This is a genomic window from Anaerocolumna sp. MB42-C2, assembly GCF_030913705.1.
Taxonomy (GTDB): domain Bacteria; phylum Bacillota; class Clostridia; order Lachnospirales; family Lachnospiraceae; genus Anaerocolumna.
Map to the genome: position 1 here is coordinate 6,179,146 of NZ_CP133190.1, position 14,301 is coordinate 6,193,446.

The following is a 14,301-nucleotide window of genomic DNA, read 5'->3' on the forward strand; positions in this document are numbered from 1 at the left end:
GAAAAAGTTTGTTGAAAATTACAATGAAAAACCTCGTGCATATGGGAAAGCATTGATTTTACAACGTTTTTTTGATACTTCACGCTAATAAATATTTTATAGAAAAGTACATTAATAATGTTTCTGTTAAATAAAAGTGGAACATTGGAACAATAATGATAAAAAATCACAAATACGATGTTTTTTTTCCATTTAAATAAAAAAGCGTACAACAAAAACAATCGCATACATTTTACAATGTGTGTTGGAATAAAATTAGCATAGTTATATTTGACATATATTCACTGTGATTGTATTATGATTATATCAACAAATTTGAATTTGTGGAGGTAGATATATGGAGTTTAGAAAGGTATTTGACCTAATTCCGGATGAATTTGATAGATGGCGTCCCCAATACTGTCCTGAGGCTTTTGCTGACATAATTCGGTATGCAGATTTAAAACCAAGCAAAAAAGTGCTTGAAATCGGTCCAGGGACAGGACAGGCTACAAAACCGCTACTTATGACTGGCTGTGAATATGTTGGAATTGAGCTTGGCGAGCATTTATATGACTTTGCCAAGAAAAAATTTGCTGACTATCCGAATTGTCATATGATCAATGGGGATTTCTGTACTTATGATTTTGCAGATGAAAAATATGATATGATTTTTTCGGCAGCCACAATTCAATGGATACCGGAAAATGTTGCATTTAGCCGGTCTTTTGATCTTCTAAAACAGGGTGGATGTCTAGTGATGATAGCAAATGTTGGGGATGATAATACTAGAAATTCTCCTGAATTGATTGCAGCAAAAAATACTGTATACGAAAAATATTTCGCTCCAGTAACACCGTATACTTGTAGAATTAATAAACAAAATGTAGTTAACTACGGATTTGTTCCTATAGAAGTATCTGACTATGAATATGATACTGATATGACTGCAGATGAGTTTGTAAGTTTTACGATGACCCATGCGGATCATATTACACTTTGTGAACCGAATCGCAGTTTGTTCATGGACGGACTAAGAAATGCCATTATAAACAATGGTGGTATATGGAAACGGCATGATAGAGTAAATGTTGTAAAAACAAAGAAACCGATTCGTTAAATTCCGATATGTCAGAATGAATAAAATCCAATACATACAAAAAAAGAGCACTCAACAAGATGAAATTGTACACTTATTGTTAACTTGCGGTATGCTTGATTTCCTAACATTTATTTTATAATTGTCTTCAATCCACTTTTGAAATAGATTAAAAGTTAATTTCACTGTTTTTTTAAAAGTGCCTAGAACTTTTGTTGAAACAACTATACTAAAGACATTTCTAAATACAGCTATTATTGCGGTTGAACGGCAGGTCGTTTCTACCGCTTCGTATGGAGCTGAAAGGAACATCAATTTACTCCTGCCCATATCTGCCATAGACAGAGCCACGAAAGAAAGAATAGATTTCTACTTGGATATGAAACAATATATAGTGTAAATAAAGGCTGTTATTAGACAGCCTTTACAATTGGATAATTACCTAATCAATTAAGGTTTAGGTTGATCGTTTATTTCTAAATATTCCATTAAAGCATTCTGAAATAATTTAGAAAAATTCACATTGTTTGCATCACCCTCTGCAGCAAGCCATGCAGGAAGTGAGAGAGTTTTTTTAGTAAATTGATTTTTTACTTTATCTCTTATTGTTGGCATAAATACATCAATAAGAACAGGCAAATCACCATTATCTAAGTGAATAAGCTGAAGCGGTGTGGGTTCCGGTATTTCCTCATCATCCTGTTCCATTCCCCATAAATGTAAACCTAAAGCTTCTTTTGCATTTTTAAGAGCTTCTTCGGTAGTTAAAGCACATGGAAGACAGCCCGGCAAATCTTGAAAAGAGATGGAAATACCATCTTCTGCATAATGAAATGTCGCAATAAAACTATATCTGTTTTTCAAAATATGAACCTCCTTTAGTTGGGAGTTAAGAAAACTTAACTCCCGATTGTCTTTGAATATTTTTTAATGTTTCAATTGGTATATCCCTTACTGGATGTGTTACAGTAGTTCGTCCCTTTTTTGTTGGATGTTTAAATTGGTGATGGTCACCTACACAACCTACTTCATACCATCCATCTTCTATAAGTATTTTGATTACTTCTCTCGACGAGTAACTTTTCATTCGTGTTCCTTCTTGTTATGCATATATTATAATACATAATTTATTATGTGTCAATAAAAACACATAATTTATTACGTATTTAATTTGCTTAATTATTATATTTACTTTTTAAGGAGAATCGTGAATCAAGTGTCCAGGACATGGATAACACCAATTATGAGATTACTGGCATAATGAATTATCGAGTTTGAATAATAAACAAAGTGTCAAGAAGGGAGTATTCCCGCGGCTCTTGAGGCTTGTTTTTGTCTGTGATATTTTTTTAATATCTTAAATTATAGAACATTTAAAGAGTAACTGACAAAATAAACAACTTATTACTTTTATTAAATCTATGTGGTAATATCTATGGCATAAAAATAAACCTTAGATATTACCGCATAGAAAGGAGAACGGTTATGGGCATTAAATTATAATGTTTTCAATTTTTATCTAAAGTAGCACGTGAAGAAATTATTTCTGAAACTTTTTTTAATAAAAAGATAGAATATCATAGAATTGAATTAGGAAAAATCATACTTCCTCCGAAAGAATTTATAAGAGAAAAACTTAAGAATGATATCAACCTAAAAGAAAAAGGCCTTGAAGATCAAAAGCACATCATCAAGACCTATATTTCCAAAATACTCATATACCACGACTATATAGAAATCTATACGGACAGTGGTTTGAATGATGGAGCTGAGGGGAATCGAACCCCTGTCCGAAAGCCCATTCATTGCAGCATCTCCCATTACAGTCAATCATTTAACATTCCCTCCGTCTAACGCCGGTTGACAGGCTTTAGACTTCAGTAGCTTCATAAATTCTTTTATCCTCTCAAAGCTTTGAAGACAAAGTGCCTTGCTAATTTGATGCCGAGGTCTTAAGCCGCAAGAAGCTTAAGGTCGACAGCTGCCATTAGGCAGCGTACGCTAAATTATCGTCTGCGTTTAAATTTAATTCTAAGTTGATGACGCGGTCCTAGTCCGCGAATGGCTTCCGCAACTTCAAAACCCCCGTCGAAACCAGTACAACCCCTTAATATACATTTGGTTGCTTATATCTGAATGAAAAGTAATACTTTGCAACAGAATATAAATGGTTAACAGACGAATTCTGAATCACATGAATATAGTATAACCTTAATTTGTGTCTAAAATGTGTTTTTTAGAAAAAATTTTTTAGCCTAAAATAAATATCAAAATGCATTAAATGTCAATAAATAATTACAATGTTTACTGTTCACTCCCCTGCAAAAAGCAGCAGTTCCGTGGGCAATAACATTACAATTTCATTTATTCAAACTTTTTATAAAGATAGGATTTTCAATTAAGGAATTTAGTGATAAAATATTATTGTTTTTCCATAGGATGCAGACATTGGAAATAAGAAGTAAAAACAGGAAAGGATTAGTATGAGAATAATAAAATGGGGAATTATCGGAGCCGGTAATATTTCTGCCTCTTTTGCAGCTGCTCTAAAGCAAATGGAATATACGGAACTTGCTGCCATAGCATCCAGGGATGTCAATAAGGCAAAGGATTTTGCAGGGAAATTTGGTATTCGAAAAGCTTATGGAAGTTATGAAGAATTAGCTAAGGACAAGGATATTGATGTAATATATATTGGTACTCCACATACGGAACACATGAAAAATGCCGAACTTTGTATAAAAAATGGTAAAGCAGTTTTATGTGAAAAACCGTTTACAGTCAATAGCAAAGAAACGAAATATCTAATGGATCTGGCCAAGGAGCACAAGGTATTTCTTATGGAAGCAATGTGGACAAAATTTCTGCCGGTTACAAAGAAAGTAAAAGAATGGATTACCAATGAAAAAATCGGGAAAGTAAAAAAAATGCAAGTCGGATTTGGATTTACTGTGCCTTATAATGAATCGAATCGTTTATATAATTATTCCTTAGCCGGAGGTGCATTATTGGATGCTGGGGTATATCCCATTACTTACGCGGTACATTTAATGGGAAAATTACCGGTTCAAGTCGTATCAACCGGTGTTTTTTTAGACAATGGTATTGATGTACAAAACTGTATATTATTTAAGTTTGGTATGGATGCTATTGCTATGTTAAGTTCTGCAATTAATGCAGAAGTAGGTAAGGAGGCTATTATCATTGGCGATAGTGGAAAAATCGTTATTCCGAACTTTTGGATGGCGGATAAAGCGGTGATTTATGATCAGAAAGGTAATGAAATCGAAGCTTATACGGAGGATGGAAGAATTAACGGTTATGAATTCCAGGCTTATGAGGTAAATGCTTGTTTAAGAACCGGTCAATTAGAAAGTAAATTGAATCCGGTACAGGATACTTTGGATATTCTCTCGATTATGGATGGAATACGGGAAGACTGGGGCTTAAAATACCAGCAGGACCTTGATTCATCTCATAGTATATAATTAATGAAGCAAGATTCCATTGAAGAAAAAACAGGTTTTAAGTTCAGAAAGAGTTAAATGGATCAAGAAGAATAATAAACTTAAAAATAAAGAGTATTTAATTAAATTAAATAGTCGGAAAAGAGGTAATATGAAAAAAGCAGTATCATTAATATTAATTATGGTAATCAGTTTGACATTATTAGGAGGATGTTCTAAAAAAGCGGATCAATTTTCAGAACCGAAAAACGGAGAAACGGTTGCTGAAATAGTAATTAAGGATTATGGTTCAATTTTTGTTAAATTTTTTGATGATGTTGCTCCAAAAGCAGTAGAAAATTTTACTAAACATGCAAAAGATGGGTATTATAATGGATTATCCTTTCACAGGGTTATAAATGATTTTATGATACAGGGGGGTGATCCCACAGGAACCGGGGCCGGTGGTGAAAGTATCTGGGGTGATAATTTTGAAGATGAATTTTCAGATAAACTGCAACCCTACCGAGGTGCCTTATGTATGGCCAATTCCGGACCAAATACCAATGGAAGCCAGTTTTTTATTGTCCAGACAAAACAAACCTATGGCATGGATATGTTAAGCAAAGTTGAACAGCAAAACGGCATAAAATTTAACGAAGAGGCAGTTGCCAAATATAGTGAAGTCGGAGGAACCCCGTGGCTTTATAACAAACATACCGTATTTGGACAGGTTTATGATGGGTTGGATATTTTGGATACGGTTGCAGCGGTGGAAGTGGATAGTAATGATAAACCGGTAAAAGACGTCATTATTGATAAGATAAATGTATTTAAATACAAAAAATAGGTAACCGGATATACTTTGAATTAAACGAAAAATCACACACAAATTTTAATCATCCGTAGTTCTAATCACGAAGAAATAAACGTTATGTTACTGTTTATAAGTATTCTTCGTAAACCAGTAGTAGTAATTTTTTTACTGGAGATTGATCTGCGGATGAATTTTTAAAGAAAGTAATTCCGGAACCAACTGGTAAAGATAGGAGATAATCATATGCGAGAGAAAGGTTTAATAATAGGCGGATATCTTTTCAGTAACAATAAAGATTATAATTCAGCAAAGGAGGAATATGAGTCTATCCATATTTTACGATCCAAAGCCGATCTAACTGATCCCGGAACTGTACTTAAACTTTATAATAAGTTAATAGAAAACCGCACCTTTCATACCATAATTGGATACACTTTTTTAAAAGAGCTTCAGGTTGTGGTCCTAAGTTCAGGCATTGTGAAAGAAGAAGATATTGACGGTATTTATATACCTGTGCAAAATGCCAATAATATAGACATTTCAGATTTTGAAAAATATAAACAATTGACTGAAAAACAAAAAAACCTTATACGGAATAAGAGAATCATTAACATATTCTTATTGATTACAATCCTCGGAATGCTGATAATTGCTATTTATACGAACAAATCAGTGTATGCTGATTTTGAAAATAAGATAATAAATCGTTATTCTGCCTGGGAAGAGGAATTAAATAACAGAGAAGAGGATTTAATTCAAAGAGAAGAAGCTTTGGAGGGTATAAATACATTTGAATAATTAAGAATTATAATGTTAAAACATACTTTTTTCATAAATAATTGTTATAATATAGCTAAAGACGAGCATATTTAAATTAACAATGTACTTTTGCAACAAAATTATCTTTATCATTGTTAAAAAAAGACGTCCGTCCTTAAGGACGAACATATTGTTTGGATAGGAGGTATATTATGGATAAATTAAAAGTACTTGTTGTAGATGATGAAAGCAGAATGCGGAAACTGGTTAAAGATTTTTTAAGTAAAAAAAATTTTGATGTACTGGAAGCGGAAAACGGGGAACAGGCAGTTGATATTTTTTTTGAAAGTAAAGAAATTGCATTAATTATTTTGGATGTTATGATGCCGAAGATGGATGGATGGCAGGTATGCCGTGAAGTACGCCAATATTCCAAGGTGCCTATTATTATGTTGACTGCTAAAAGTGATGAAAAGGATGAATTGCTTGGCTTTGAATTAGGTGTAGATGAATACATATCGAAACCGTTCAGTCCTAAAATATTAGTAGCCCGTGTAGAAGCAATATTAAGAAGAGCCAATGCTTTAGAGGAAGATGTTATTAACGTAGGCGGGATTGTACTAGACAAAGCTGCACATCAGGTTAAAATCGACGATATTAATATAGATCTAAGCTATAAGGAATTTGAATTACTGACGTATTTTATTACGAACCAGGGAGTTGCCTTGTCCAGGGAACGAATCTTGAATAATGTATGGAACTATGATTATTTTGGAGATGCCAGAACGATTGATACCCATGTTAAAAAGTTAAGAAGTAAAATGGGCCCCAAAGGGGATTATATTAAAACAATCTGGGGAATGGGGTATAAATTTGAGGTAGAACCATGAAGCTCCATCTAAACAAAATTATAAACCGGCACTCCATCCGTTTTAAATTAACTTTTACCCTGACCCTTATTATTATTTTTACAATATTCACTTTATTGTTTTTAAATATGACGCTTTTAGAGGATTATTATCTTCATAGTAAAATAAAAACATTGGGAGAAACTTATGATGAAATAAATGCAATCTTTAAAAAGAGCGATGATATGAATACTACTTTCAGCCAGGATAAATTAAAATTGCAACGTCTTATGGAAAGCCGTAATGTAAGTATCAATATTATTGCTAATACAGGGTGGTATGACCGTTCCGAGTGGGTACCATTTGAGAATGATGATAAAGATAAAGAAAATGAAAGAGACGATAAAGAAAAAGATGAAAGATATGACCAGATACTTCAATGGATAAAAGGATATATTTTCGGTGAGATGAGTCAGGGAATTAAATCAAAAAAAATATTAAGTAGAGAAAAATACAATATTTTTATGACATATGATCCCCGTATTGATTCCAACTATGTTGATTTGGTCGGTGATTTGGAGGATGGCAATGTCTTCATACGGACAAATCTGGAAAGCATACAGGAAAGTGTACAGGTAGCGAATAAGTTTTTAGCTTATGTAGGAATGGTAGCCGTTATTATAGCTTCTATTATTATGTTTTATTTTAGCAGAAGATTTTCGAAGCCAATTCTGCAGCTTGCAGGTATTTCCAAAAGAATGAGCGATTTGGATTTTGATGCAAAATATTTTGTAACGACGCAGGATGAGATAGGGGAACTTGGCAGTAGTATTAATATTCTATCGGAAAAACTGGAAAAAACCATATCGGAATTAAAAGGTGCCAATAACGAGCTGCTTTCCGATATTCAGAACAAAATACAGATAGATGAAATGAGAAAAGATTTCTTATCCAATGTAACCCATGAATTAAAAACTCCCATTGCTCTGATTCAGGGATATGCGGAAGGATTAAAAGACAATATTAATGATGACGCTGACAGCAGGGATTTTTACTGTGAGGTTATTATTGATGAAGCAAAAAAAATGAATGAAATGGTTAAGAAATTATTATCTTTAAATCAAATTGAAGCCGGCAATAATCAAATCAATATCGAACGGTTTGATATTGTTGCCATAATTCATTCTGTTCTGGATTCAGCAGAAATATTAATTCAGCAAAAAGAAGTCTTACTTCATTTCGAGCACAAGGAACCTATCTACGTATGGGCAGACGAATATATGGTGGAGGAAGTAGTTACGAATTATGTAAGTAATGCGCTGAATCATGTGGATGGAGCAAAAATAATAGAGATAAAACTAATACAACAGGAAAATTCGGTTCGGATTGCTGTATTTAATACAGGTGCTAATATACCCGAAGAAGATTTGGATAAAATATGGATAAAGTTTTACAAGGTGGACAAAGCCAGAACCAGGGAATATGGCGGAAGCGGTATTGGCCTTTCGATAGTAAAAGCCATTATGTCGTCCTTAAATCAGGATTGTGGTGTAATTAATCATGAAACAGGTGTTGAATTCTGGTTTGAATTGGATACAAAAATAAATTAAACACATTTTAAGCAGATCTATGGATTTTTATGAGAAATTCTTCTTAGTTTTTAAGTTTTTGATTGCCCAAACTTGTAATTAGTGGTATTATGTAGGTGATTATAATGATTTTCTACGGGAGGATAAATTGTGAGGAAACTACTCTTAATATTAATTACAATCTGTGGAGTAATGCTGACTGGATGTGCGCAATTAATTGAAATAGATGACCAGGAAAGTGATGTATTGGCTGAATACATGGCAGGCACTGTGTTACGATATGATGTAAATTATCATGAAGCATTGATTTATCCGGAAGCGACTACGGATACGACGGATTCTGAAGACATAACGGAAAATGGGGAGATAGCGGATTCCGATGATACTATAAAAGCATCTGATATAAACAGGAATGGCACGGGAGCAAGTAATTCAGCCGGAACGCAGGATTCTTCCGATTTTTCTGTTGATAAGCAAAATGGAAGCGCTGTAAGCCTGGCGAGTTTGTATAAAGATAGTTTTAAAGGCAAATTCAGTATTAAGTATATAAATCATAAATTTTATAACAGTTACCCGGATGAATATAAATTTTTTACATTAGAAACGACGAAAGATCATAAATTATTAGCAATTAATTTTAATATCAAAAATACATCCCAGAAAGCCAGAACTCTTGATTTAAAGAATGATAAGATAAAATATCAGCTGATTGACAAAACAGGTACGGTATATAACCCTATGTTGACACTACTTAATAATGATATTCAGTATATAAATCTCGATGTTGCTGCCGGTAAAACAAGGCAAGCCGTAGTTATGTTTGATGTACCGGAGAATATGGATAGATCAAATTTAGAACTTACAATTTCATATGAAGATAGAACTACGGTTATTGATTTAAATGAATAATATTTTTAGAGGAGCAAAACGATGATTTATATTGAGAAAAAAAGGACAAGGTTTCTTGCATTGCCAATTTGTTTTACTACTTATACTATATCCGATGAGAAAATTACCATAACCAGCGGATTTCTTAGTATTACAGTAGATGATGCATTTATGTACAAGGTTCAGGACGTAAAACTTACTAAAAGCTTTATGGAGAGGATATTCAAGCTGGGAACAGTGACTTGCTATACCGGAGATACAACTCATCCGGAACTTAAGTTATTACATATCAAGAATGCAAATCAAATTAAAGATTTTCTCATGAACGCATCGGAAGAGGCGAGAAGAAAGAGAAGAACGCTGCATACTATGGATATTGATAATTCAGATGTGGATACGGATGAGATTTAATAGGAATTGAAAGGACGAGTCAGATTTTAAAATGTGGCTTGTCCTTTCTTATGCAATAGGAATATTCATCAGGTTTAAAAACACCGGATTGGTAAAGTAATCAATACAAAACAATTAATTAGTATATAAATGAAAGAGAAAAGCGATAAATGATAACCATTTACCGCTTACTCAAAATATATATTAATATGGGGGAGGAGAGAGAGTGAAGCATAATTTCACTTTCTTAAGTCAATTATAATTTTAAAATATGAGTAAAGTATGAAGATAATAAAAATTATTTGTTAACTTTTTCGTTCATAATCTCAATAAATTACTGTGATTGGAGAACAATGACAATGAACTATAAATTATTAGTAGATACTGCAATGCTGACGGGAGAGATCATGCTTCTTGGCGGTGCAGAAACGTATCGGGTTGAAGATACCATGTGTAGAATTTTAAAAATATCCGGTCTGGAAAAAACAGAAACATTCGTTACACCTACCGGTATCTTTTTAACCTTGGGAGATTCTAATATAGATTCCATAACAGTTGTAAAAAGAGTGGATAACCGTATAACCAATATATCCCATATTTATGCAGCAAATAATGTGTCCAGAAAATTATGTGACGGAAAAATTACACTGGAGGATGCCTATGAAAACCTTAAAACCATCAAAAATGAAAAACCGTATAGCAGAGCAGTAAATTATCTCTGTACCATGATTGCTGCGTTATCATTTACCATCTTATTAGGCGGGGATTGGTTAAACAGTATTATTGCGGGTCTGAACGGAGGGCTCATTGTTATAATTTTTATTATTACGAATAACCTTAGAGTAAATACTTTCATAAAAAACCTGGTATCATCAATACTGATTGCGTTTAATAGTATGTTTTTTCTCCATAATTTAGGGTTGGCAATCCAACTGGATGCCTTAATCGGTGGTTCGGTGATGCCACTACTGCCGGGAGTAGCAATTACGAATGCGATTCGGGATACTTTACAGGGCGATTATATGTCGGGTGGTGCAAGAGCAATCGAGGCATTTGTTTCGGCAACTTCCACAGCTGCCGGGATTGGTATCGGTATTGCTTTCTACTCTTTTATAGCGGGAGGAATATCCGTATGATTTTGATACAAATATTGATACAGGTTATTGGATCGTTTATCGCGGTTATTTCCATGGCAATTACAATCGGGGTCCCTAAGAAATTCTTAGGACGTGCAGGCTTAGTAGGTGCTGTGGGATGGCTGGTATATTTACTGCTTATGGAGGTTGGCTGCTCTACGGTTGCAGGTATGTTTCTGGCAGCATTGGTAGTTGCGCTCATTTCCCATAGTTTTGCAAGATTAATGAAAGCCCCGGTTACCTTATTTTTGATTGCCGGTATCTTGCCTTTAGTTCCGGGAGTAGGTATGTATCGTATTGTATATAATTTAATCAGAAATGATAACTCCTTAGCCGGTTATTATTTTAGTGAAACCATGCAGTTAGCCGGAATGATTGCTTTGGCAATTTTTATTATGGATACTATCTTTCGCATCTTCCAAAAGAATTAAGGAAGATTTATGCATTAAGATTCTTAACTTGCAATTCATAATAAATGCAGGTAAAATAATTATATAACTAGAAATTCAGAGAATATATTAATATAAGAGTTATAAATTAAATTATAGAATTATTCCTGGTGCAGAATAAATTTATCAAAGTAATATAATATGAAACTATTTATTTAAATGCAGCAAATTATTTAAATAGTAAATACGGATTAAAGAAGGTAAATCATGAGAATTGGACTATTAAGACACTTTAAGGTTAACTGTCCGCATAAAAAAATGATGACATCAAAGGAATTCAGAGAGTGGTCAGAGTGTTATGAGAAATCAAAAGTAATAAAAAAACATGTTGATATGTATGGGATTGAATGGGATATTTGTTATGTCAGTGATCTTCCAAGAGCGATTGTTACAGCGCAGGAAGTTTACAGCGGTAATTTGATTATAGATAAATTATTGAGGGAAGTGGATAATGCACCTTTCATCCATTCGGACAGATTACGTCTGCCATTTGAAGTATGGCATGTATGCGGCAGGTTAGCATGGCTGTTTAAATCCAAGAGCCAGCCGGAAACTGTTATTGGTACAAGGAAAAGAATTAATGTTTTTTTAGATCAGATTGATTGGTCTAAGGAAAATATACTAATTGTATTTCATGGATTTATGTTATTTAATTTACAAAGAGAATTAAGAAAACGAGGATTTTCCGGTGAAAAAATCAGAATGGTTAAAAATGGTGTATTGTATCAATACATACAGGAGGATAAGACGAAACCTGATAAAAAGAAAGGATTTCGCGGAAAGTTAAAACAGCGGTAATATTGTAGGGAACAGGCGGAATATTGTAGGTTTATAAATGAAAATAACAATTATATGTGTAGGTAAAATAAAGGAAAAATACTTTAGTTCAGCTATTGATGAATATACAAAACGGTTGAGCCGTTACTGTAAATTAGAAATCATTGAAGTTAATGATGAAAAGACTCCGGATGAGGCAAGTGAAGCAGAGGAAAGTCAAATTAAGAAAGCAGAAGGAGAGAGGATACTTAAGCATGTAAAAGATGGTGCTTATACAGTTGCCTTAGCGATCGAGGGTTCTATGCTTTCTTCAACGGATCTAGCAGAAAGAATAGAAAAATTAGGAGTAAATAGCTGCAGTCATATTATTTTTATCATAGGAGGTTCCTTAGGGTTAAGCGATGAGGTTCTGAGAAAAGCAGATTTCAAACTCAGTTTTTCAAAAATGACATTTCCGCATCAGATGATGAGAGTGATCTTATTAGAACAGATATACCGGGCTTACCGGATTAATTCCAACGAACCTTATCATAAGTAAATAAGAAAGGCGCAGGTGTTACGATGAATATATACTTAATAAGGCACGGTAAACAGAACACTACTTTATGTAATGAAGATGCCGGTTTAGCGGAGGCGGGATATTTACAGGCCGATTTACTTGGTAAGAGACTGGCTTCCTATGAAATTGATGCATTATATTCCAGCCAGTTAATACGTGCAGTCCAAACGGCGGAAGTGATTAATTTATATATACACAGGCGGCACTATATAAGAGAAAATCTTACAGAGATTTCTTTTGGAGATATGGAGGGTAAAACCAAAACATACATAGCAGAGCATTTTGACGACTTTAAAAGGGAGCAAATGAAATTAGAAGAAGATATTCCTTATCCCGGTGGTGAAAACGGACGCGATGTATTTAGGCGGGCTGTGACTGTCATAGAAGAATTGATTCATAGTGGTAACAGAAATATTGCGGTTGTAACTCACGGAGGAGTTATCCGTGCCTTAATAGCCGGTCTTATCGGGTTGGATATAAGCAAAAGGTTATTGTTAGGTTATACCCTGGAAAATAGCAGTATTACCGAATTAGTGTATGATGAAACAGATAAACGGTTTTATCTTCAGAGATTTAATGATTTTGCACATTTAGAAGCTAATCCGGAATTACAGTGTCATAACAGTTGGTAAAAGACGATCATTCCCAGTAGGAGTGTTCAAAAATATGATGTCTGAAGTTATAGATAAGGCAAGGAATATTTAATAATAAAATAGATCAGTTCGAAATTCTAAAAAGATGTAAATAAACCAGGTTTGCAGGTTAAATTCCTATTTAATCGGCAAGGCTGGTTTTGTTTGAGTAAGGATCATAAATTATAAAGGAGAAGAAAAAAACTTAAAAAAGCATATGTTCAATAAAAATCCGCAGTCCAATTAGAATTAAGATGCATCCACCAAAAATCTCTGCTTTTTCCTTTAAAAAGCGGTCAAATTTTTTACCCAGGAAGGTACCAAATAGACTGAAACAGAAGGTAATGATTCCAATACAGATAATGGCGAGGATTAAATTGGTCCTCATAACGGCAAAACTGATGCCAATGGCAAGTGCATCTATACTTGTTGCAATACCTTGGGCTAATAAAAGTTTGACTGAAAAACTTTCTGTATTACAATTTTCTTCCGGATTAAGGTATGTTTTGATTCCCTCTACAATCATGTTAGCACCGATTGCGCCTAATAAAAGTAAAGCAATCCAGTGATCCAAAAATGCGATGGTTTCATAAAAAGCACTTCCGATGAAATATCCTATCACAGGCATTCCCGCCTGGAACAGTCCAAAAGTGACAGCGGTCATAAAAGCTTCTTTCCGTCTGAATTTCTCATAACATAATCCGTTTGTTACAGATACGGCAAAAGCATCCATTGCTACTCCGAAAGCCAGCAAAATAATTGTTACAATTCCCATGAAGGAACCTCCTTAATACAGCCGGTTTTAATTAGTATCAGTATTAAATATTATTATATTTATTATTAGAAAAAATACGATTAAAATTTAACTGAATTCATTGTTTATGGACAGTTATTTTTATCCGGAGTATTTTATCATTGTTACGATATTAATTA

Annotated in this window: 16 protein-coding genes and 1 other RNA gene; 13 read left to right on the top strand and 4 right to left on the bottom strand. The window is 33.7% G+C overall.

The annotated features are described in order from the left end of the window. The first annotated feature begins 337 nt into the window (after positions 1–337). A complete protein-coding gene (locus RBU59_RS27380) occupies positions 338–1,099 on the top strand; it encodes a class I SAM-dependent methyltransferase (protein ID WP_308145635.1) in 762 nt (253 codons plus the stop codon). A 429-nt stretch (positions 1,100–1,528) separates the two neighbouring features. On the opposite strand, the gene RBU59_RS27385 is transcribed toward RBU59_RS27380, so the two are convergent. The 3 genes from RBU59_RS27385 to ssrA form a co-directional block, all read right to left on the bottom strand. After that, positions 1,529–1,942: a type II toxin-antitoxin system HicB family antitoxin gene (locus tag RBU59_RS27385; RefSeq protein ID WP_308145636.1), complete on the bottom strand. Its 414-nt coding sequence runs from the start codon at positions 1,940–1,942 to the stop codon at positions 1,529–1,531. A gap of 25 nt (positions 1,943–1,967) precedes the next feature. Beyond that, positions 1,968–2,165, bottom strand: coding sequence for a type II toxin-antitoxin system HicA family toxin (locus RBU59_RS27390; RefSeq protein WP_308145637.1), 198 nt, complete (start codon positions 2,163–2,165; stop codon positions 1,968–1,970). A 673-nt stretch (positions 2,166–2,838) separates the two neighbouring features. Further along, positions 2,839–3,185, bottom strand: a transfer-messenger RNA (tmRNA) gene (gene ssrA / locus RBU59_RS27395). Positions 3,186–3,561: 376 nt separating this feature from the next. Here ssrA and RBU59_RS27400 point away from each other — a divergent pair. The 12 genes from RBU59_RS27400 to RBU59_RS27455 all read left to right on the top strand — a co-directional run bounded on the left by RBU59_RS27400 (position 3,562) and on the right by RBU59_RS27455 (position 13,368). Continuing rightward, positions 3,562–4,566 (top strand): Gfo/Idh/MocA family protein, encoded by a 1,005-nt coding sequence (locus RBU59_RS27400; RefSeq protein WP_308145638.1) that lies wholly within the window; start codon positions 3,562–3,564, stop codon positions 4,564–4,566. A 130-nt stretch (positions 4,567–4,696) separates the two neighbouring features. Next, entirely contained in the window at positions 4,697–5,374 is a 678-nt protein-coding gene (locus RBU59_RS27405; protein WP_308145639.1) for a peptidylprolyl isomerase, read from the top strand. A gap of 210 nt (positions 5,375–5,584) precedes the next feature. Continuing rightward, positions 5,585–6,139 carry a hypothetical protein gene (locus tag RBU59_RS27410; RefSeq protein WP_308145640.1) on the top strand — a complete coding sequence of 185 codons (555 nt, stop codon included), beginning with the start codon at positions 5,585–5,587 and terminating at the stop codon, positions 6,137–6,139. 173 nt (positions 6,140–6,312) lie between these two features. Then, positions 6,313–6,990, top strand: coding sequence for a response regulator transcription factor (locus RBU59_RS27415; protein ID WP_308145641.1), 678 nt, complete (start codon positions 6,313–6,315; stop codon positions 6,988–6,990). Beyond that, complete coding sequence (locus RBU59_RS27420; protein ID WP_308145642.1) at positions 6,987–8,558, top strand: sensor histidine kinase; 1,572 nt, start codon at positions 6,987–6,989, stop codon at positions 8,556–8,558. Before RBU59_RS27415 ends, RBU59_RS27420 begins: the two co-directional genes overlap by 4 nt. A 129-nt stretch (positions 8,559–8,687) precedes the next feature. Beyond that, a complete protein-coding gene (locus RBU59_RS27425; RefSeq protein ID WP_308145643.1) occupies positions 8,688–9,446 on the top strand; it encodes a DUF4352 domain-containing protein in 759 nt (252 codons plus the stop codon). 21 nt (positions 9,447–9,467) lie between these two features. Beyond that, positions 9,468–9,836 (top strand): PH domain-containing protein, encoded by a 369-nt coding sequence (locus tag RBU59_RS27430; RefSeq protein WP_308145644.1) that lies wholly within the window; start codon positions 9,468–9,470, stop codon positions 9,834–9,836. A 338-nt stretch (positions 9,837–10,174) separates the two neighbouring features. Then, complete coding sequence (locus RBU59_RS27435; protein ID WP_308145645.1) at positions 10,175–10,951, top strand: threonine/serine exporter family protein; 777 nt, start codon at positions 10,175–10,177, stop codon at positions 10,949–10,951. Positions 10,952–10,956: 5 nt separating this feature from the next. Beyond that, the gene (locus RBU59_RS27440; RefSeq protein WP_308148652.1) at positions 10,957–11,382 is read left to right on the top strand and encodes a threonine/serine exporter family protein; all 426 of its coding nucleotides are present in this window, start codon (positions 10,957–10,959) and stop codon (positions 11,380–11,382) included. Between the two features lie 225 nt (positions 11,383–11,607). Next, entirely contained in the window at positions 11,608–12,198 is a 591-nt protein-coding gene (locus tag RBU59_RS27445; protein ID WP_308145646.1) for a histidine phosphatase family protein, read from the top strand. A 37-nt stretch (positions 12,199–12,235) separates the two neighbouring features. Next, on the top strand, positions 12,236–12,715 hold the full coding sequence (rlmH, locus tag RBU59_RS27450; protein ID WP_308145647.1) for a 23S rRNA (pseudouridine(1915)-N(3))-methyltransferase RlmH: 480 nt from the start codon (positions 12,236–12,238) through the stop codon (positions 12,713–12,715). A gap of 23 nt (positions 12,716–12,738) precedes the next feature. Further along, a complete protein-coding gene (locus tag RBU59_RS27455; protein ID WP_308145648.1) occupies positions 12,739–13,368 on the top strand; it encodes a histidine phosphatase family protein in 630 nt (209 codons plus the stop codon). A gap of 205 nt (positions 13,369–13,573) precedes the next feature. On the opposite strand, the gene RBU59_RS27460 is transcribed toward RBU59_RS27455, so the two are convergent. Beyond that, on the bottom strand, positions 13,574–14,143 hold the full coding sequence (locus RBU59_RS27460) for a manganese efflux pump MntP (RefSeq protein ID WP_308145649.1): 570 nt from the start codon (positions 14,141–14,143) through the stop codon (positions 13,574–13,576). Positions 14,144–14,301 lie beyond the last annotated feature (158 nt).